Raw genomic sequence first — 19,851 nt, 5'->3', positions numbered from 1 at the left:
CGCCTGCGCATGAATGCGGCAAAGGCTCTGCTGCCGTACTTTCACACCCGCAAGTGCTGACACCGTTCAAGGGGCTGCAACTTGAGATTGCACCCTTCCGCGTTTGAAATGCCGAAGTGACGAAGCCCCCCGCCGTGGGGCTTTTTTTTGCTTGCCGCTGGGGCCGCATTCGGGCAACTTGCCTACAGATTGCCTACAAGCCCACAATGGAAAAAGGGTTCACTACTATTTTCATAGCAATGAACCCTTGTCCATATTGGTGCCGGAGAGATGAATCGAACACCCGACCTTCTCATTACGAACTCCAGCACTAACTGTCTCCAATTGCTGCCAATTGCTGTCTTCACTCTAGACGAAGTGATTTTAACAGCCCGCAACAAGCGGGATTAATGCCGAAATTTGGCAGCAACTGTGACATAGCTGTGACGCGGAGGGCGCGCCTAACTGGGCATCAATGAACATTGATGCGGACTCTTTCTTCATGGGCAAATTTGGGTAACGATGCTCACTATTGAAGCATTCCACATGAGGCAACGCATGGCCAGTAGACCCAAAAAATTGCCAAAAAACTCCAGAGACCTGTCACCTCGTCAGTGGGCATGGGAGTTCCTACGATTCAACCCGGCGTATCGCGCGGCGTACTCCGAATGGATGAGTCTTCCTTTGTCTGTGCGAGACCTGAAGAGGACCGGTGGGGGAATGCCTTTGTTGGCATGCCCACCGGAAACACCCATGTCACTATTCTTTTCTCAGCCTGCGGCATTAAACGGCGAAACCGTAGGAGATTGGATTATCAGGACCGAAGAGAGTAGGCGTGAGCGCTGGTCTATCGGCCACGCGCCCTCCGTCACTCCGCAAGCGCGGTTTGGGATCAGCAAGTGGATCGACCCTGAAACAACCCCGTTGCCTAATGCTGATGAAAATATATTCGGTAGATTGACAGTAGATATTTTTGCCGATTTAAATGATCGAGAACATCCGCGTCAAAAGCCTTTGGCTATTACTGTCGCCGATATTAAAAAATCTGAGGTAGTGGTAAAAATAGATGTTTTGCATCCCCTTGGATTTTTGAACGAATCTATTCGTCAAATTGTTTTGAAGCAGAGAGAGCTACTTCAGAAAATTGGCATTTCATCCTTGTATTTATATGAGGGTGCAAAATCGTTTAATCCAGCTGGTGTGTATGAGTCCTACGTAAAAATTCTTCAAAGAATCAACAATGGTGAGTCAAAGAGTGAAATTATTCACATCACTCCAGATGGAGAGCACGTTGATTCAGATCACTCATATGCGGTCCGTACCAAAAAGCAGTACCCAGTGGCGTTAGCTCTTAGAGATGAGGGTTATAGGCACATCGCGTACTACGAAGATTTCAGTGGACAGCTGAGGGGTGCGTAGGGTAGGAAAATCTAAAAGAGCATCCTTTCCCTTAGAGAAATTGGCAGTGTTGGGCATCATTGCCAAAGGTTGAGCAGATTCTCTCAACCACTACCGATGTATCTAAGGAGTAACATGAATTCACCTCTCTCACCTGGTGTAAGCGCGGGATATGAAAGTGCGTTTGTCAGATTTTTGTCGAAGAAGACGTTGAAGAGCGTTTCGTCCAAGTTTGAAAAAGAAATATTGACGGAATCTCACTGCGGCTCTGAGGTAAAAAAGTGGCTCTCAGTTCAGCAGTTTTCTGTGAAACATCCTGCCTTCACTGAAAATTCTCTGCGTGCATTGATATTTGCCTCCAAGCCTCGTTTGCGTGCGCGTGGCAAGGGTGGAAATGACGTTATTCCAGGCAATGGTCTCGCTCACGCAATTCGCAAAGTAGGCCGTCGAGTCCTGATCGACGAGATTGCTTTCATGGAGTGGGTTGACTCTCGTCCCACTGTCAAATAAATCACTGGTTTTCATATCTATTTGATCCATGCTACGCATGGACTGGAGAAGTCATGTCTGAAATTAATGGAAATTCCGAAAAACATCTTGCATCAATCGACGGTTTGCAAGTCTGCATCACACCTTCTATAACTGCTGATCAATTGGAACGTGTGGACCTGCAGCCTTTCGCCGCAGATAAAACGCTGTCGATTCACAAGTTCTTGAAGCTGTCCGTACAACAAGCCGAATTCCGCGCGAGCTTCCAGATCATCGACTTGAAACAGGTCTACATCAGCGCTGACGCCAAGGCCGCTCTTCGCCGTTGTTACCTGACAGAAGCGTTTTTGTTGGACAAATTCGGGGCTCACTACGCCAAAACCTTGCTCACTGTGGGCACGCGCGGCAAGCTGAAGGGAGTGACGTATTTGAATCCTGAAGCGAACGTCTACCGCCACGACACCGACAACGGACTTGAGATCATCGTTTCGGGTGTTAGTGGCGAGCGCGAAGGCAAGACTGTCCGTGAGGTCCACATCACATGCGGCCCGCGCACCACGCAGTCCGAACTGACCTCTTCGGCTGAAGTTGCACCGTCGCTGTAAATATCGAGCACAAGAAAAATTCCATGGCCGTTGCTGCGGCCATGCCTTCCAAAGAAGTCATGAAAACTACCTCCCAATCTGCGAAGGTGGCGCGTCGCCGCACGCCCATGCCGAGGCCGAACCAGGGCAAGCCATTCCGTCCTCGCAGCGAAATGCGCTTGATCTCCGCCGCCAAGTTTGTGCACCTCGAAGTGCCCCGTCGCAAGAATCACTGGGGCCGTCTCATCCAGTCCAACCAGACCGGCATGCTGTTCGGCCCCCGTGGTCGCGGTAAGACTTGGGTAGCGATGAGTCTGGCCATCTGCATCAGCGCTTGCATCTCCTTCCTGGGCCGCAAAGCTCGTCGTGCACGTCGAGTGATCTACCTCGACGGCGAGATGGACCTCTTCACCCTGCGCCAGCGCATCCTGTCGCTGTGCCGCAGCTTCAATGTAGACCCTCCGGCCAATCTGAAACTCTTCACGCCTGAAGCCTTTACCGATCTGCTGCCCTCAATTAACACGGCCGAAGGTCAGCGCGCTATCGACGAAATGATCGGCACAGACTGGGACGTGATCTTCATCGACAACTACTCCGCATGGAGTGGTGATGGCCGCGAAACTGCTGAAGCCTGGGCGCCGATGATGCGCTGGATGCTCGGCCACAAACGCGCTGGCCGCACTGTCATCGTTATCCACCACACAGGCAAAACTGGCAAGCAACGCGGCAGTAGCAGCCATGAGGATGCCCTGGACTGGTCGGTAGCCCTCAAGCCCGTGGAGGACGTTGCCGGTGACGGTGCTTTGCGTTTCAACCTTGTCTGGGAGAAGTCCCGCCATCTGGCAAACACCGAGGTCCAGCCCATCGCGGCAACCCTGCGCCAAGGTGAAAACGGTGATGTGTCGTGGCACCACAAAGAGGGCCTGCACCGAGACCCGCGCATCGAGAAAGCCCTTGCAATGAAAGCCAAAGGCTTGTCTCAAGTCGCTATTGCCGAAGAGCTGGGCATTGACCGAACCACTGTTGGCCGCTGGCTCAAAACGAAGTGATGCATATGTGCATCCACTAGCCAATGCAACCTTGCACACCTCTGCGCGACCACATCAACGCAGCGATACACGGTGACATTGGCTAAGTAGAGCTATGGAGATGACTATCACTATTGGACAGGTGTGAACTTAATTGCTCAGAAATGAGAGTGAAAGCACGCCACGACAACACCATGATTGACTATTTCGACATAACCATAAATGGCGATGACTTTCCGGAAATTGGAAAAGCCGTCATGACACATCACCCCGGCGGAGCCAAAACCAAGTCGTTCACTGAAGTCAAAGTATGCGCTGACAAAGAGGCTCCGCACTTCTCTGCGCGTGTGGAAAACGGTGCCGAACGGATGCGGTTTTCTGGTTCGCCAGCACTGTGGCTGCAAGGACACAATGGCATGGGTTCCAACGACTTTACGGGGCTGGTCAAAGCTTCCGTACTGTTGGTGTTTGAAACCCTGAAAATAGCATGTCCTGCATCCGTTATGGATGCACTTAATACCGGCAACTATGCCGTCGATGAAGTGCATGTAGCAGAGCACTACAGAATGCCGGAGGGCATGATTCACCGGCTTTGCGACAACATCCGCCGTTATGCCGATCCGACGCTTGAAGCAACGCCTATCCGGCCTGGAATCGGTGTCCGGCTCCACCCGAACTCGCGTGATCGCCAGATTCTCATCTACAACAAGCACCACTACTTTTTAGATGGCCTGATAAAGCACAAACGCAAGCTATTGGGCCGCATGCCAATGGACTTTGATCGCGTTGGAACAAACCTGTATTTCGACCATATGCTTGAGCAGTTTCTTGCGGAAGGTGCGCGAATCGAGGCCCGGCTCAAGCGCTGTCTCAAGAACAAGAACCGCCTTTTCAATCATGGCTCACTCTGGCATCCAGAGACCGCTCGTGCGCTGCATCTTGAGACGGTCCAGGCAATCCCTTTGCAAGACTTGCCGCCTTTGGACAAGCGGGAGCTTTTGCTACAGACAGCCAAACTGGAGCATCGCACTTTGATCGCATTGTGGCTTGACGGTCGCCGCCCTATGGACTTCTGTAAAAGCCCCTCCACTTACTATCGCCGCCGCCAGGAGGTACTCCAGCAGTACGGCATTGATCTGTCGATTCCGGCCTTGCGAGACGACGCGATCAACTGGGCTTCTATAACCAATCTGGAAGGCATCATGGAGCCGCCAGACTGGGCTCTGGAGAGCGGCTTTGTGTACGAGCCGAGCCGCTGGATTGGCTGGCGCGATGCCACTCAAAACGAGCGTGCATGGCTTCGTGCGTAAGAAGCTGGCTGGTGGTTACGGTGCTTGAAACCACCAGCTTTTCTTGCAAAAACGCATCTGGCGACTCTACTTTTATTCGCTATACCCCGAGCTGGGGCACAACTTTTATCACGGTAGGTGCCGCTCGATAAAAGCAAGAATGTCGCTGCGCATGATTTCCGTGTACTTGTTGTTCCGGCAGACCGGAAACTGGTTGTACTTGTTCAGTGCCTTGGAGCAGTCTCCGTCTACCCCTGGCTTGCCGATGCCGCCACTGGGTGAGTCCCAAGAGTGGGTCGCACCTTCAAAGTTGGTCCACTTCTCAACGCCTTTGAACACCTTCTCAACATTGCACTGCGACAGAGGTGTTGCCGAGTCATTCGTGCCGGTGAACGCAATCACCGGGGCCACATAGTTGCCAAGAGGTGGGGCAAACTGCTTGTCTGTGGTGCCGCTGGGAGATTTGCCAAAGATCGACTCTTTGACATAGCAGTTCGGGTAGAGCGATGCACCGCCGACCAGCAAGGATTTCACCTCACCGCTGAGGTTGTGATCGCTGAAAGCTCGCAACACTGTCCAGCCGCCCTGGCTTCCGCCGATCACGAAAGTCTTCTTCGGATCAGCGCCTTGGCTTTGCGTAAAACGCGCTGCTGCGATCAGATCAAGCACACGCATGTTGGCACCGTACTCCGTCCATGCAAGCCAGTTTTCCGACTTTCCGCGCGACCAGTAGGAATCCAAGATCAGAATGTTGGCCTTGAGTTCTTTGCGCAGCCACACAGCCATGTCTATGTTGGCAGGGGATACGCCATGTCCACCGTGAACGAGGATGACGGTGGGGCGGTCAAACACTTTTCCGTGCTGTGGCGACCAACTGGAAATCAGTTTTCCCTTTCCACCGTAAGAGGGCACATTGGCGGAGAAAAGATTCATGCCGTAAGCCGCCATGGGCCGCTCCAACTCCCAACCGTTGGGTCTTTCTGGCGCGAACTGCACAGTAATCGCAGGCTGAAACTTCTCCACAGGGATCACATCGTCGTTTGCATAGCTGCTTACCGAGGTCACGCCGAGGGCAACCAGAGTGGCTAATCGACAAATAGCACTTTGAAATCGTTCGGTCATACGAGCTTTTTTCATTGGACACTTTTCAGAAAAGCCAGACGATCTTGGAGCCGATCTGCAATTGCGCGACCAATTGATGTGCTTTGTTGAGTCAAGCTCGAGGCCCGTCCGGGGCATTTGACCGCCAGCCTTTATGGGCTACTGCACCCATCGATCGCTGGGTTTACCAACTATCGATTTTTCTTTTTCAGTTCGCTCTGGATTGCAGGCAAAGCGTCTTCGTAGTTAAAGCCGTTCTGTCCCTTGAGCGGCGGCAAACTGACCTGCTTGTTCAACCAGTCTCGCAAGCTCTGACCTTCGCCAGGACGCACGAGTGGATCATGGCTGTTACCCGGATAACGGAACGAAGTGAGGTTCTGCGGGTCGTCTTTGAATTTCTCTTCAAAACCCACCGCAGGAAACTGCTTGCTACCGCCAGCCCATGGGTCTTCATCCTCGTTAGACGACCACATCGGCAACCGGGTATCCCATTTCCACAGATGTTCATAGTGCCGGTTCACGCTCTGCTTGTGGCAGATGCCGCCCTTGACCTGTGGTTCGTTGCGATTCCAGTTGTAAGTGGTTCGGCATCCCTCGCTGTGACCGCTCAAGAAGATCGGTAAGTCCGTGAGCGTTTTGATCCACCGGATCACTTCTTGAATATCGTCGCCCCGCGCCGCTAGTCGTGCGGGGTTCTTGGCGGTGTAAATGCCCTCTGCGGCCCGTTCGCCAGCGCGTCGAAGTTGTTCCTCCGGCGATCCGCCAGGGCAGCCCGTCTTGTTTCCATCGCGCGTCACGAACTCCGGCGAGACCACGGCAAAGCCTTCACGGTAGTAGAACTGCGCGATCGTGGTTTCCCAGCCCCACATGCCACCGCATCCATGATTGTGGATGATGACGCCGCGCACGCCCGGCAGCTTCTGAACCATGACCTCGAATTTCTCACGGTAGACCGCTCCGAACAGCGGCATGTACAACGTGCTTCGGTCCAGAACGTTTTTTGCCTGAGCCTTGTCGTAGGCGGGTGCATCTTTCCACTGCTGGGCTTGAGCAGGGTGCAGAGCGACGCACATCAAGAGAATAGCCGCCCACGACGTCATCGATTGAACACCCTGACCAGTTATTGTTGGTTTCATGGCTTCCCTCTCCTATCCAGAATTGTTAGTGTTGAATACTTTAGCGAAATCTCTCAGCATGATCATGACTGACTTGATGACTGGGTTTGAGGCCCAGTTGCCGAAGAACCTTAGCCGCACATCTGTGAAGCGCAGGATCAATGAAGCATCCCTGGCAAAGACCGGCGACCGGCCACAAGGAACACGTCGCTCACCGCTGCGCTAACCGTCTGGTGCGCCAGCCAGCCAAGTCACGCTCATGGCGTCCACCAGCGCGGAGTCGAATACCACGCCGCACACCAGATACGCCGATTCATCCATTGCGTGCTGGACCACTCTGAAGACCTCTGTGCAATGGTGAAGGCCAAAGCTCTCGCCGTACCCGCTGCACAGCACCACAGCGGCTGCTTTGTTGTGCGTCGGTATCCGTGCCCATGCATCGCGGCAAGCATCAAGCACCTTGTCCGCGTCGTGGTTGGACACCGTGAAGCTCACGGGGGAACTGCCGCAGAGCTTTAGCGTGTGGCACAAATCCACGAGGTCGATCTGCAGAATGGAGCCTTCTTCAGTTGCCGCCAGCAGCGCCGCCACCGTCTGCTGAACACCGTCGGCTTGGGCTGATGCCGCTGGCGGTGGCCACGGAGACAGCGCCATGCCACCGACGATCTTGAGAACTTGGCGCCGCATCAAAGTGCGCTTCACGCCGCCACCTTCAATTGAAACCGTATCGCAGCCAGCAAGCGAACTTCTTCGGCGCTCCACTCGGCGGCTTCGTACAGCCAGTGCACCGGCTTGCGCTTGCCATCTTCCGAGGGCTTAGGCAGATTTGGTGGGGCTCGCCGATTTCCTGGGCTGCTCACCGACATGCGCAGCCGCGCGTTGAAGGGCGAATAGCTAGGCTCGCTGGCACTGGGGTCAAGTAAAAGAATGGTGTCCGGGTTTATTGCCCTGCCAGATGCACTTCCTTCACAGCCGGTACACAAAGCCCAGTGGCTGGTGCGGCGGTTCTTGACGCTTGCGAACGTCACGGCCATCAGTTCTCCACGCATCAGGTTATCCACCGCCCATTTGTCGAGTCCGCCGTCCGCAGCTTGTCGCAATGTCAGGCTCAGCGGAAGCTTGAGTTCGTTGTTCACCAATTCAACAAAGTCGTGTGCATGGATGCCTTCAAAAAACGTGTGACGAAAGGCGGAAAAAACTTCCGCAGGTAGACCATATTTCCGCCGAGACATGTCTTCGAGCGCGTCGTGCTTTGCCAAATCAAAAATGATCAGTGCTGCTGAAAAAACATGCAGACAACATGCCCCATCCATGCAGCCTTGAGCAAAGAAAACGGGCACATCATCGCGGCGTTGCTTGGACTTGACGGTCAAGTAATGGCCGGTCTGGAGGGTAGGATAGAAGCGCTGCCAACGGTAGGCCACCGCATCAGTCTTCGATTTTGACGCAGCCACCATTTAGTAGTCCCCAGGCAACAGCAAAGTCGTGTATTCACGCTTTCCATCTTCGTTCGTGCCATCGGTGATGACCCAGACAGTGGGCAAATCAGCACGCTTCGAGCGTGGTGTTGCCTTGAGCTTTTCTGCATCAACAAGGCGATACACGCTCATGATTCGGCTGCCATCGGTCAGTGCCATCGCGTTGAGTGCCGCATCGTCTTTGCACAGGTCACCCCAGTCATATTGCAGGTGTCTTGCTAGCAGAGCGGCTGCGCTGAAGCCGGTTTCTTGCAGCAATTGCAATGCGCCGGGAGTGGCCACAATCTGGCCCATCGAGAACCGGGCCGCGTTGGAGTAGATGATCGGTGACGTGGTGGTCGATGCTGGTGCACCGGCTTTGGAGGTGTGGTTGGTGGTCATGGAAATCTCCTTGGATGTGGAACGAAACGAAACGGCGAAAACAAACGGGCGTGCGTAGACCTCCGCAAACAGGTACCGGATAGAAAACGCGGGAGAGAGAAATCACTGCGACTGCAGAACAGCAGCCGACGAGAGACGAAGCCTTAGCGAGAGGCCATCAACGAAACTTGCGCCTGGCAGAGCGCGGTCAGCAGATCAGAGTCCGAGGCGTATTGCTGCTCGATCCAGTCCGCAAATTGGTCAGTAGCGGATAGCCATCCGCTCAGAAGTGAGGGCATTTCTCCATCAGCACTGATGCCGTTGAGAAAGCTCCAGGTGTGCAACCGGCGCGATGCCACGGCACTACGAACGGCGTCCAGCGGCATTTCGCACAACAGTGCCAGCACTTCACAGCCATCCCGCTCGTCACGCACTGGGATGACTGGCAAGATCGCATGGCCAACGCGCCGGATGCAGTAAGACCACAGTAGCTATTGCAACTCGAACTGTGTGAGGTTCAGCAGGCGAGCCAGCGCACTGAGGTTCGTGCCAACGAGTGAAGATGGAGGCAGCGGCGATAGCTCCAATGCAGCCATCCGGGCAGCTAGTTCTGCCGGGGCCGTTGGCATCGACAGATTGGCGGAATAACCATTAGCATCCACCATCAAAAACGGCGGCAGATCACCGTCAAACACAGGCTGCCTTGCGTACCCAAGCTCACGCCAGCACAGTTGCTCCAGATCACGGCATCCCCTCGCCAAGTCCGGGCCGGTCAGCCATTGGGGAAGTAGCGTCCCTATTCGATGCAGCATTCGGCCCATGTGGTGACGACGGAAGGCCGCACTGCAGGTGGCTTCGTGGGTCATGATTCCCTCCGGACGTATGTACGCCGACCGCCTAGACCAGCGGGTCAACAAGGGGCTACGACGGCGTGGAAAAATTGCTTGGAATAAGGCCGAACAGAACATTCAGCCGGGGCTGCGAACGCAGCATGGCGAGGCGACAAAATCACGGCAATACAAGCCATAAACTGGCTTAAAAGCACGGCAACTGCGCTCAAATTCTCTTTATTCAAGAATATGCGAATTCTTTGCAATTATATATCAAATTGAATATAATTGTTCAAAATTTGAGCAAAATCAGCGCAAAATCAACCAAATTGATCATAAAACAGCCCTGAAAACCCGAATTTCGTGCCCAGTCAGTGCCTTCTACACCATCGGCTGCATCAAAAAACCGCACTCTTTTTGCTTAAATTTTGTGCAATTCTCCGATCTGGACGAACTTGCCGCGTGTCAGTCTCAACCACTGCCGCCGTCGTCCACAATCGTCGGTTACGTAAAAAAACTGCGACGCCCCATGGCAATCAAGAAATCCGAGCTTTACTCTTCTCTCTGGTCATCGTGTGACGAGCTGCGCGGCGGCATGGATGCCAGCCAGTACAAAGACTATGTGCTGGTGCTGTTGTTCATCAAATACGTCAGCGACAAGTACGCCGGTCAGCCCTTCGCGCCCATCACCATTCCGGCCGGGGCCAGCTTTGCCGACATGGTGGCGCTCAAGGGCACCACGGACATTGGCGACCAGATCAACAAGAAGATCGTCGGCCCACTGGCCGCAGCCAACAAGCTGGCCGACATGCCAGACTTCAACGACGCGACCAAGCTCGGCACCGGCAAAGAGATGGTGGACCGGCTCACCAACCTCATTGCCACATTTGAAAACCCCGCGCTCGACTTCTCCAAGAATCGCGCGGATGGCGACGACATTCTTGGCGATGCGTATGAGTACCTGATGCGGCACTTCGCCACTGAAAGTGGCAAGAGCAAGGGCCAGTTCTACACCCCCGCCGAAGTCAGCCGCATCATGGCCAAGATCATCGGCATTGGCGGCGCGCAAACCACCAATGCCACCACGGTGTACGACCCAACCTGCGGGTCAGGCTCGCTGCTTTTGAAAGTGGGCGACGAAGCATCGGCCAAGGTCACGCTTTACGGTCAGGAAAAAGACTCGGCCACCAGCGGCTTGGCGCGCATGAACATGATCTTGCACGACAACCCCACGGCCGAAATCCGTCAGGGCAACACGTTGGCAGACCCCAAGTTCAAGGCCGACTTGAACGGCCAAGACGTGCTCAAGACCTTTGACTACGTGGTGGCCAACCCGCCGTTCTCTGACAAGCGCTGGAGCACCGGCATCGACCCGCTGAACGACCCTTACGGCCGGTTTGAAACATTCGGCGTGCCGCCTGCCAAACAGGGCGACTTTGCCTACCTGCTACACATCATCCGCTCGCTCAAAAGCACCGGCAAAGCCGCGTGCATCTTGCCGCACGGTGTGCTGTTCCGTGGCAATGCCGAGGCCGATATTCGCAAGAACCTGATTCGCCACGGCTACATCAAGGGCATCATCGGCCTGCCTGCCAATTTGTTCTATGGCACCGGCATCCCAGCCTGCATCATCGTCATCGACAAAGAAGACGCACACGCACGCAAAGGCATCTTCATGATGGACGCGAGCAGCGGCTACATGAAAGACGGCCCCAAGAACCGGCTGCGCGAGCAAGACATTCACAAGATCGTGGATGTGTTCACCAAGCAAACCGATGTGCCTAAGCTCGCCCGCATGGTGGGATTGGAAGAGATCGAGAAAAACGAATTCAACCTGAACCTGCCGCGCTACATCGACAGCAGCGTGCCGGAAGACCTGCAAGACATTGCAGGCCACCTGCAAGGCGGCATTCCAGAGACTGATGTGAACGCCCTGCAACCCTATTGGACGGTGTGCCCAGGGCTGCGCCAATCGTTGTTCTCCACACTGCGCCCTGGCTACTTGTCGCTGACCGTGGACAAGACCGCGATCAAAAGCACCATTTACGAACACCCTGAGTTCGCCGCCTTCATTGGCCGCATGAACGCCCTGTTTGATGGCTGGCAGCAGCAAACAGCCCCCAAACTCAAAGCCCTGCAGCCCGGTTTCCACCCCAAGCACCTGATTGTCGAACTGTCCGAAAACCTGCTTGCCCACTACACCGGCCAGCCGCTCATCGACGAGTATGCGGTGTACCAGCATCTCATGGACTACTGGGCCACCACCATGCAGGACGATGCCTATCTGATTGCCGCCGACGGCTGGAAGGCAGAAACCTACCGGGTGATTGAAGTCAAGAAGAACAAGGACGGCAAAGTCACCAAAACCGTGGACAAGGGTTGGGCCTGTGACCTAGTGCCCAAGGCGCTGATCGTGGCGCGTTACTTCGCGAAAGACCAAGCCGCCATTGATGAACTGGCGGCTAGCCTTGACAGCATCACAGCCCAACTCACCGAGCTGGAAGAAGAGCACAGCGGCGACGATGCGGCATTCTCAGGCTTCGACAAGATCAACAAGGCCAGCGTGACCGACCGGCTGCGCGAGATCAATGGCGACCCGGGCGCCAAGGAAGAGGCGGAAGTGTTGAATCGTTGGCTCAAGCTGGCTAAGGAAGAGGCGGAGTTGAAGAAGCGCCTGAAAGATGCCGAGTCTGCACTCGACACCAAGGCCTATGCCCACTATCCCCAATTGAGTGAAGCCGACACCAAGGCGCTGGTGGTGGATGACAAATGGCTGGCCACGCTGAGCACCGCCATCCTTGGCGAGATGGACCGCATCAGTCAGGCGCTGACGCAGCGGGTGAAGGAACTGGCCGACCGCTATGACACGCCCATGCCGCAAATGGCAAGCCGCTTGGCGGAACTAGAGGCCAGGGTGAACCAACATCTGGCGAAGATGGGGTTTGTATGGAACTGAGGGCTGGGTACAAACAGACGGAAGCTGGGGTAATTCCTGAGGAGTGGACCCTAAAACGAGTAGGTGATTTCGCAACTACCGTGGCCTCTGGAAAATCGCAAGTAGGCTCGCCCTTCGGTGATTTTCCAGTTCACGGCTCTACAGGGGTTATCGGGCGTTGCACTATTGGAGAATATTCAGGGAGGGCTGCACTTGTTGCAAGAGTTGGGGCCAATGCTGGTAAGTTAACAGTCGTCGAAGGTAATTATGGGGTTACTGATAACACGATCATCGTAAAAATAGATGAATCGTTAAACTTTGATTTTTTTTGGCGAGAGCTTGAGGCAAAGCGCCTCAATTCACTTGTTTTTGGCTCTGGGCAACCTCTAATTACGGGTACTCAGTTAAAAAACCTGCTTATTCCTGTTCCGCCCACGAAAGCAGAGCAGGAGGCCATCGCCGAAGTCTTGAGCGATGCCGATGCCCTCATCGAGTCCCTGGATCAACTCATCGCCAAAAAGCGCAAGATCAAACAAGGCGCCATGCAGGCATTGCTCACCGGCAAGCGGCGGCTGCCGGGATTTATTGGGGAGTGGACAGAAGTCGCAATTAAAAAGATTGTTCAGACCCCGGTCACTGATGGTCCACACTTGACGCCGGTGTTTTTGGATGATGGGGTTCCGTTTCTATCTGTTAACAATTTGGTCGATGGAAGAATTGATTTCAGTGATTTGCGCTACATATCTATGCGCGATCACGAAGAATTCTCAAGAAAATGCAAACCTCAGGTAGGGGATATTCTTTTGGGGAAGGCTGCATCAGTAGGTAAAGTAGCCCTCGTTGAGGCGGATGTTGAATTCAATATCTGGTCTCCAATCGCCCTCATTAGAGTAAATTCAAAAAATAATGCAAAATTTGTTTATTATCAGCTTCAAGGTGCTAATCTAAATAGTCAAATTGCACTGCTTACCAACTCATCATCACAGGGCAACATCGGAATGGGCGATATTGAAAAATTGGTGTTGCCGCTGCCTGATAAAGATGAACAATTAGCTATCGCCACCGTCCTCAGCGACATGGACACCGAACTCGCCGCGCTGGAGTCCCGGCTCGCCAAAGCCCGCCAGATCAAGCAGGGCATGATGCAGGAGCTGCTGACTGGCAGGATTCGTTTGCTCTGAATTTCGTAGCTGCATGCGCTTGATGGATAAGCGCCAGAGGCCCTTTTGACCACAAACATTCGGTGTAGCGCCATCCGTAGCAGCGCATGTGCTGATTTCGGCTGGTATAAGTCTCACCCACCAAGGAGTACCCCATGAAGACCCCTTCTCAGATGAGCGAAGAATCCATGCAGCGCATGGAAGCCCGCATTCCCGAGTTGGCCGGCAGTGCCGTCAAGCGGGCCTACTTGCAGGCGCTGACCACCAGTGGGAAAGTGATTGAGGCGCGTAACGGACAGCTGATTGAAACCACTGCAGAGGGCACGGTGCGTGTAATTCGCTCCATTGCCAAGCCTGTTGCGGTGAGGATGGGGGCTAAGCGGGTTCGGGCACGCCAGGCATGACGGCGCCCGTTCCACGCCTGCGCATGTTTGCAGGCCCCAATGGCTCGGGCAAAAGCACCATCAAAGACATGCTGCCGCCGCAGTGGCTGGGTGTGTATGTCAACGCTGATGAGATCGAAAAAACCATCCGCTCTGATGGTTTCTTGAACTTGGCCGACTTTGAGGTTTTGGCCGGTGCGGCAGAGCTTCAGGCATTCCTCCAGGCTTCCACCTTGTTGGCAAAGGCGGGGCTGTTGCCACAGGTGAAGCAGTTGACGGTAGTGGATGGCAAGGTGGGTTTTGGCGCAGTCGTCGTCAATTCATACTGGGCCTCGGTGTTGGCTGACTTCATCCGCCACAAGCTGCTGGCTTCGCAGGTCTCCTTCACGTTTGAAACCGTCATGTCGTCGCCCGACAAGGTGGAGTTTTTGCACAAAGCCCAGCAGGCGGGTTATCGCACCTATCTGTATTTTGTCGCCACGGAAGACGTTGAAATCAATGTGGCGCGTGTGCAATACCGCGTAGACACGGGTGGGCACCCGGTAGCAGAAGAGAAGATTCGCAGCCGGTACGTGCGCTCTCTGGAGTTGCTGCCGCAGGCGGTTGCATATGCAGACCGGGCATACATCTTTGACAACTCGGGATCGGAGCGAGTGTGGATCGCAGAGGTGACGGACGGTGTAGAAATCGAAATGAAGGCAGACGAGATGCCTGCGTGGTTCAAAACGGCGCTGTGGGACAAATTTGAACCAGAAGATTCGGCGCCATAACCACCGCACAGAACGGCTCTGCAATTTCAAAACTGTGACCCGTATCCGTCAGTCAGCCAGCTTGACCTGTGCGAATCGGTGTTGATTTGAGTTTTGCAGCTTTTGCTCCAGTTGCTTCACACTCTGCCCCGTTTCCAGCGCTGTGGAACTGGCCACGGATCGCCACACCGCGCGTAGATTGGGCTTGAAGGGCACAGGGGGCGGTGGTTGGTTGTGGGGCATGGTCACATCATGTGGCTGGTGATCCAGTGTAGTTAGTGATCTTGGGGCGAGGGAGAAAACATCCATATGAGCGACATTGGCAAGCCTGAGCGCGCCACGCAAAACCGCGTGGTCAAACTGTTCTGCGATGAGCTTGGTTACCGCTACCTGGGCGACTGGGCCGACCGCGCTGACAACAGCAATATCGAAGAGGGCTTGCTGACCGAGTACCTGACCAGCGCGGGCTACACCCCGCAGCAGATCAGCACGGCACTGCACAAGCTGCGCACGGAAGCCAACCACCCCGAACGCAGCCTGTACGGCAACAACCAGGCCGTGTACCAGTTGCTGCGCTACGGGGTACCGGTGAAGACTGAGGCGGGCAAGGCCACGGAAACAGTGCACCTGATTGACTGGAAAGAGGCCACCAACAACCACTTTGCCATTGCCGAAGAAGTCACCCTCAAAGGCAAACAGCAGCGGCGGCCTGACTTGGTGCTGTACGTCAACGGCATCGCCATTGGCGTGCTGGAACTTAAAAACAGCCGGGTCAGCATTGGCGATGGCATCCGGCAAAGCCTGTCGAACCAGCAGCCCGAGTTCAACGCATGGTTCTTCAGCACCGTGCAGTTGATCATGGCGGGCAATGATTCTGAAGGGATGCAATACGGCACCATCGGCACGCCCGCAAAGTTCTTTCTGACCTGGAAGGAAGACGAGGCAGACAACAGCCGATTCAAGCTGGACAAGTACCTGCTGAAGATGTGCAACAAGGCCCGCATCATTGAGTTGATGCACGACTTTGTGCTGTTTGAGAGCGGCGTCAAAAAGCTGCCCCGCGTGCACCAGTATTTCGGCATCAAGGCCGCGCAAGAGCATGTGAAGCAGCGCAAGGGCGGCATCATCTGGCATACACAGGGGGCGGGTAAAAGCATCTTGATGGTGCTGCTGGCCAAGTGGATTCTGGAGAACAACCCACAGGCGCGGGTGGCGATCATCACCGACCGCGACGAGTTGGATAAGCAGATCGAACGGGTTTTTACCGACGCTGGCGAGACCATTTGCCGCACCAGCAGCGGGCGGGACTTGATGAGCCAACTGAGTCAGGCCACGCCCCGGCTGCTGTGTTCGCTGGTGCACAAGTTTGGCGTGACGGCCAAGAATGCCGATGCGGACTTTGACGCTTTCATCAAAGACCTGCAGGCCCAGCCCAGCACTACGGTGGGTGAGGTGTTTGTGTTTGTGGACGAGTGCCACCGCACACAGGGGGGCAAGCTCAACCGGGTGATGAAGGCGTTAATGCCGAACGCCGTGTTCATTGGCTTCACTGGCACACCCCTGCTCAAGAAAGACAAGGCCACCAGCCTGGAAGTGTTTGGCGGCTACATCCACACCTACAAATTCAGCGAAGCCGTGGAAGATGGGGTGGTGCTGGACTTGGTGTATGAGGCCCGTGACATTGACCAAAAGCTGGGTTCACAGGACAAGATTGACCAGTGGTTTGATGCCAAGACCAAAGGGCTGAACGACTGGCAAAAGCAAGAGCTGAAAAAGCAATGGGGCACGATGCAAAACGTGCTCAGCTCCAAGGCCCGTATGGACCGGGTGGTGGCCGACATTATTTTTGACTTCAGCGTCAAACCCCGCCTGTCCAGCGAACGGGGCAATGCCATCTTGGTGGCGTCCAGCATCTACGAGGCGTGCAAATACTTCACGCTGTTCCAGAAGACCCTGTTCAAGGGTCGGTGCGCGGTCATCACCTCATACAACCCGCAGGCCAAGGATGTGACGCTGGAAGAGATCGGTGCCAACACTGAAACCGACAAGCAGTTCATCTACAACACCTACACCGACCTGCTGGCCAATGTGCAGCCCAAACCGGGCAAGTCCAAAACCGAAACCTACGAAGATGAGGCCAAGGCTTTGTTCATCAAACAACCGGCCAACATGCGCTTGCTGGTGGTGGTGGACAAGCTGCTGACAGGTTTTGACGCGCCGCCGTGCTCGTACCTGTACATCGACAAATCCATGCAGGACCACGGCTTGTTCCAGGCCATCTGCCGCACCAACCGGCTCGATGGTGAAGACAAGGACTTTGGCTACATTGTCGATTACAAGGACTTGTTCAAGAAGGTGGAAAACGCCATTGCGGTGTACACCTCGGAAATCGACCACAGCGCTGGCGGTGCTGACCCGGAAGTGATGCTGCAAGACCGGCTGACGCTGGGCCGGGAGCGGCTAGACAACGCGCTGGAAGCCATGTTCTTGCTGTGCGAGCCGGTGCCGCCTCCCAAGGGGGAGTTGGAGCACATCCACTACTTCTGCGGCAACACAGAAATTGCCGACGACCTCAAAACCCGCGAACCACAGCGAGTGGCGTTTTACAAAGGCGTGGTGGCACTGGTGCGCGCCTATGCCAACGTGGCCGACGAAATGGCCCCGGCCGGGTACAGCGAAGCCGACGCCAAAGTCATCAAGACCAAGCTGGACCAGTACCTTGCCATCCGCGAGATCATCCGCAAGGCCAGCGGCGAAACGCTGGACCTGAAGCCGTTCGAGGCAGACATGCGGCACCTGATCGACACGTACATCGAAGCCAGCGAACCGCGCAAGATTTCTCCGTTTGACGGAATTGGCCTGCTGGACCTGATCGTGAAGACCGGCATAGCGGACGCCATTGCCAACAAGCTGGCAGACATGCAGGGCAACCAGCAGGCGATTGCAGAGACCATCGAAAACAACGTTCGCAGCAAGATCATCAAAGAGAGCCTGACCGACCCAGCCTACTTTGAAAAAATGTCGGCGCTGCTGGACGAAATCATCAAGCTGCGCAAAGACCGGGCCATTGAGTACGAAGAGTATCTGCAACGCATCGCCGACATTGCCACCAAGGTGCAGGCGGGCAAGGCGGAAGACACGCCAACGAAGCTCGATTCGCCAGGCAAGCGTGCCGTCTTCAACAACATCAAGAACTCGCCAGCGCTTAACGCGACCCCGATCAGTGATGCAGACGACCCCTATGGCACTGCAGACAGTGAAGAAGACCCCGCCGTAGAGCTTGCCCTGAAGATCGACAAGGCGGTCAAGCTGGCCCGACCTGATGGTTGGCGCGGCGTGCAAGCCAAGGAGCTCGTGATCAAGCGTGCGCTGTACGACGTGCTCAAAGACGTGGATGAGGTGGAGCGACTGTTCCTGATCATCTACGCACAGCCGGAATACTGATGCTTGAGACCATCGACTTGGGCGGCATCCCTGCCGATGTGGTCAGAAAGCGCATCAAGCATGTGCACTTGAGCGTGTACCCACCTGCTGGCCGGGTGCGGATTTCTGCGCCAGAACACATGGCGCTGGACACCATTCGGGTGTTTGCCATTTCCAAACTGCCATGGATCAAAGGGCAGCAGCGTAAAGTGCAGGCGCAGGAGCGTGAATCGCCTCGTGACTACATCGACCGCGAGAGCCACTACCTGTGGGGCAAGCGCTATCTGCTGACGGTGGTGGAGCGCGACGCCGCACCCAGCATCGACCGCCAGCACAACCGCATCGTGCTTTCAGTGCGCCCCGGCACCACCACAGAGCGGCGCGAAGAGCTGCTGGATGCTTGGTACCGGGAACAAGTCAAAACGGCCGTGCCGCCACTGCTGAAAAAGTGGGAGGCCTTGATGAACGTGAAGTCATCCAAGGTCTTCGTGCAGCGCATGAAAACCAAATGGGGCAGTTGCAACCCCACCAGCCGCGCCATCCGCCTGAACACTGACTTGGCCAAGAAACCACCCGAGTGCCTGGAGTACATCGTGGTGCATGAACTCGCGCACTTGATCGAGCCCAGCCACAACGCCAGGTTTGTGTCGGTGATGAATCTGTTCATGCCCAAATGGCAGCACTATCGGGATGAGTTGAACAATCTGCCGGTCCGGCATGAGGACTGGGATTACTGATTTCCACAAGCCAAACAAATAAAGCTGGAGAGAGGATTTAAATGAGTGTTCGTGAGGTCAACGACAAATTTATCGGCTTGCGTGTTGAACGTAGCATCGACAAAGTCCCTCATATCAAATCTTTCAGCTATCGCATTCGCGTGATAAAGAATGAGGTGACTACGTATCGCAATGCCACGCGTGCCGAAAAAAAGGAGCTTCTAGCTGCAGCTGAGGCATACGACAAGAAGTTGGAAAGACTACAGAAGAAATCAAAGGTGCAGCAAGGCTTTGATCCATTCGTTAGTCGAACCAATACAGGGATCAAGGGAATTTCCTACCGAGCGGGAAAAGACACCCAAGGTTATGAATATGTGGGTTTCTTTATCAATATCACCGTAGATGGAAAGCAGCACAGCAGCAGCGTGCGAATGGCCGACCGCAGCTGGGAGGAAAATTGGCGGCTTGCAGCGCTGCGTCTGGCAAAGGTAAAGAAGCTGGACAAGGCCACAACCAAAAAGATCATTCTCGCTATTCCGTCTGAGAAAAAGCTGCGTGGACGCAAGGCCAATTAAATTTCAAGACTTCCAGCTTCTGGAAAAGTGGTTTAGTTGGGTTGGTGCAATTGCCGGAGTGATAGGTAATTAATTGAAAATTTAAAATTGCCAAAACCGAATCACCCTGTAATAATTGGTAATGATTTTCATTTTTAATGCCTGCACCCCGTTTTCGATGAGATATGCGGTGCACCCAGGTAGTCATAGAAAATAGTTTTTCCAAACTCAGGTAGTGCTAATGCACAGTTATCGCTAGCCAGATAACCATCAAAACGGC

Annotated in this window: 20 protein-coding genes and 1 pseudogene; 14 read left to right on the top strand and 7 right to left on the bottom strand. The window is 54.7% G+C overall.

The genetic code is table 11. The annotated features are described in order from the left end of the window. Positions 1–501: 501 nt before the first annotated feature. From C380_RS25885 to C380_RS14090, 6 genes and pseudogenes are all read left to right on the top strand, one after another. Positions 502–645: pseudogene (locus tag C380_RS25885) on the top strand (transcriptional regulator domain-containing protein); the annotation flags it as partial. An 87-nt stretch (positions 646–732) separates the two neighbouring features. Next, the gene (locus C380_RS25040; protein WP_148279970.1) at positions 733–1,398 is read left to right on the top strand and encodes a hypothetical protein; all 666 of its coding nucleotides are present in this window, start codon (positions 733–735) and stop codon (positions 1,396–1,398) included. A 114-nt stretch (positions 1,399–1,512) separates the two neighbouring features. Then, positions 1,513–1,887, top strand: coding sequence for a hypothetical protein (locus tag C380_RS24510; RefSeq protein ID WP_202950189.1), 375 nt, complete (start codon positions 1,513–1,515; stop codon positions 1,885–1,887). A 53-nt stretch (positions 1,888–1,940) separates the two neighbouring features. Then, positions 1,941–2,471 carry a hypothetical protein gene (locus C380_RS14100; RefSeq protein ID WP_148279969.1) on the top strand — a complete coding sequence of 177 codons (531 nt, stop codon included), beginning with the start codon at positions 1,941–1,943 and terminating at the stop codon, positions 2,469–2,471. A 23-nt stretch (positions 2,472–2,494) separates the two neighbouring features. Beyond that, positions 2,495–3,499 (top strand): AAA family ATPase, encoded by a 1,005-nt coding sequence (locus C380_RS14095; protein WP_015014529.1) that lies wholly within the window; start codon positions 2,495–2,497, stop codon positions 3,497–3,499. A gap of 173 nt (positions 3,500–3,672) precedes the next feature. Further along, a complete protein-coding gene (locus C380_RS14090) occupies positions 3,673–4,788 on the top strand; it encodes a phage/plasmid replication protein, II/X family (RefSeq protein ID WP_168162367.1) in 1,116 nt (371 codons plus the stop codon). Between the two features lie 108 nt (positions 4,789–4,896). Here the strand turns inward: C380_RS14090 and C380_RS14085 are convergent, their stop codons facing one another. Then, positions 4,897–5,904: a dienelactone hydrolase family protein gene (locus C380_RS14085; protein WP_238544020.1), complete on the bottom strand. Its 1,008-nt coding sequence runs from the start codon at positions 5,902–5,904 to the stop codon at positions 4,897–4,899. A gap of 155 nt (positions 5,905–6,059) precedes the next feature. Continuing rightward, the gene (locus tag C380_RS14080; protein WP_015014526.1) at positions 6,060–7,004 is read right to left on the bottom strand and encodes a hypothetical protein; all 945 of its coding nucleotides are present in this window, start codon (positions 7,002–7,004) and stop codon (positions 6,060–6,062) included. Here C380_RS14080 and C380_RS25035 point away from each other — a divergent pair. Further along, positions 7,003–7,209, top strand: a complete 207-nt coding sequence (locus C380_RS25035) for a hypothetical protein (protein ID WP_148279968.1) — start codon at positions 7,003–7,005, stop codon at positions 7,207–7,209. The two genes, C380_RS14080 and C380_RS25035, sit on opposite strands and share 2 nt — an antisense overlap. Here the strand turns inward: C380_RS25035 and C380_RS14075 are convergent. The 5 genes from C380_RS14075 to C380_RS25030 all read right to left on the bottom strand — a co-directional run bounded on the left by C380_RS14075 (position 7,206) and on the right by C380_RS25030 (position 9,687). Then, a complete protein-coding gene (locus C380_RS14075; protein WP_015014525.1) occupies positions 7,206–7,685 on the bottom strand; it encodes a hypothetical protein in 480 nt (159 codons plus the stop codon). The genes C380_RS25035 and C380_RS14075 overlap by 4 nt on opposite strands. Further along, positions 7,682–8,440, bottom strand: coding sequence for a hypothetical protein (locus C380_RS14070; RefSeq protein ID WP_015014524.1), 759 nt, complete (start codon positions 8,438–8,440; stop codon positions 7,682–7,684). Before C380_RS14070 ends, C380_RS14075 begins: the two co-directional genes overlap by 4 nt. Continuing rightward, complete coding sequence (locus tag C380_RS14065; RefSeq protein ID WP_015014523.1) at positions 8,441–8,842, bottom strand: hypothetical protein; 402 nt, start codon at positions 8,840–8,842, stop codon at positions 8,441–8,443. 143 nt (positions 8,843–8,985) lie between these two features. After that, positions 8,986–9,228 (bottom strand): hypothetical protein, encoded by a 243-nt coding sequence (locus C380_RS14060; RefSeq protein WP_238544019.1) that lies wholly within the window; start codon positions 9,226–9,228, stop codon positions 8,986–8,988. An 84-nt stretch (positions 9,229–9,312) separates the two neighbouring features. Next, positions 9,313–9,687: a hypothetical protein gene (locus C380_RS25030; RefSeq protein WP_148279966.1), complete on the bottom strand. Its 375-nt coding sequence runs from the start codon at positions 9,685–9,687 to the stop codon at positions 9,313–9,315. Positions 9,688–10,180: 493 nt separating this feature from the next. On the opposite strand from C380_RS25030, the gene C380_RS14055 reads away from it, so the two are divergent. The 7 genes from C380_RS14055 to C380_RS25025 all read left to right on the top strand — a co-directional run bounded on the left by C380_RS14055 (position 10,181) and on the right by C380_RS25025 (position 19,592). Further along, entirely contained in the window at positions 10,181–12,607 is a 2,427-nt protein-coding gene (locus tag C380_RS14055) for a type I restriction-modification system subunit M (protein WP_015014522.1), read from the top strand. After that, positions 12,598–13,767, top strand: a complete 1,170-nt coding sequence (locus tag C380_RS14050) for a restriction endonuclease subunit S (RefSeq protein WP_015014521.1) — start codon at positions 12,598–12,600, stop codon at positions 13,765–13,767. Before C380_RS14055 ends, C380_RS14050 begins: the two co-directional genes overlap by 10 nt. Positions 13,768–13,901: 134 nt before the next feature. Further along, positions 13,902–14,150: a hypothetical protein gene (locus C380_RS14045; RefSeq protein WP_015014520.1), complete on the top strand. Its 249-nt coding sequence runs from the start codon at positions 13,902–13,904 to the stop codon at positions 14,148–14,150. Then, positions 14,147–14,899: a zeta toxin family protein gene (locus tag C380_RS14040; RefSeq protein ID WP_015014519.1), complete on the top strand. Its 753-nt coding sequence runs from the start codon at positions 14,147–14,149 to the stop codon at positions 14,897–14,899. Before C380_RS14045 ends, C380_RS14040 begins: the two co-directional genes overlap by 4 nt. Before the next feature lie 288 nt (positions 14,900–15,187). Further along, positions 15,188–18,322, top strand: coding sequence for a type I restriction endonuclease subunit R (locus C380_RS14035; protein WP_015014518.1), 3,135 nt, complete (start codon positions 15,188–15,190; stop codon positions 18,320–18,322). Beyond that, positions 18,322–19,038, top strand: coding sequence for a M48 family metallopeptidase (locus C380_RS14030; RefSeq protein ID WP_015014517.1), 717 nt, complete (start codon positions 18,322–18,324; stop codon positions 19,036–19,038). Before C380_RS14035 ends, C380_RS14030 begins: the two co-directional genes overlap by 1 nt. Before the next feature lie 41 nt (positions 19,039–19,079). Next, positions 19,080–19,592, top strand: a complete 513-nt coding sequence (locus C380_RS25025) for a hypothetical protein (RefSeq protein ID WP_148279965.1) — start codon at positions 19,080–19,082, stop codon at positions 19,590–19,592. The last annotated feature ends 259 nt before the right edge of the window (positions 19,593–19,851 follow it).

The sequence above is a fragment of the Acidovorax sp. KKS102 genome, from assembly GCF_000302535.1.
GTDB lineage: Bacteria > Pseudomonadota > Gammaproteobacteria > Burkholderiales > Burkholderiaceae_C > Acidovorax.
The sequence above is the reverse complement of the archived record's forward strand: the minus strand, read 5'-3'. Positions and strand labels throughout refer to the sequence as shown.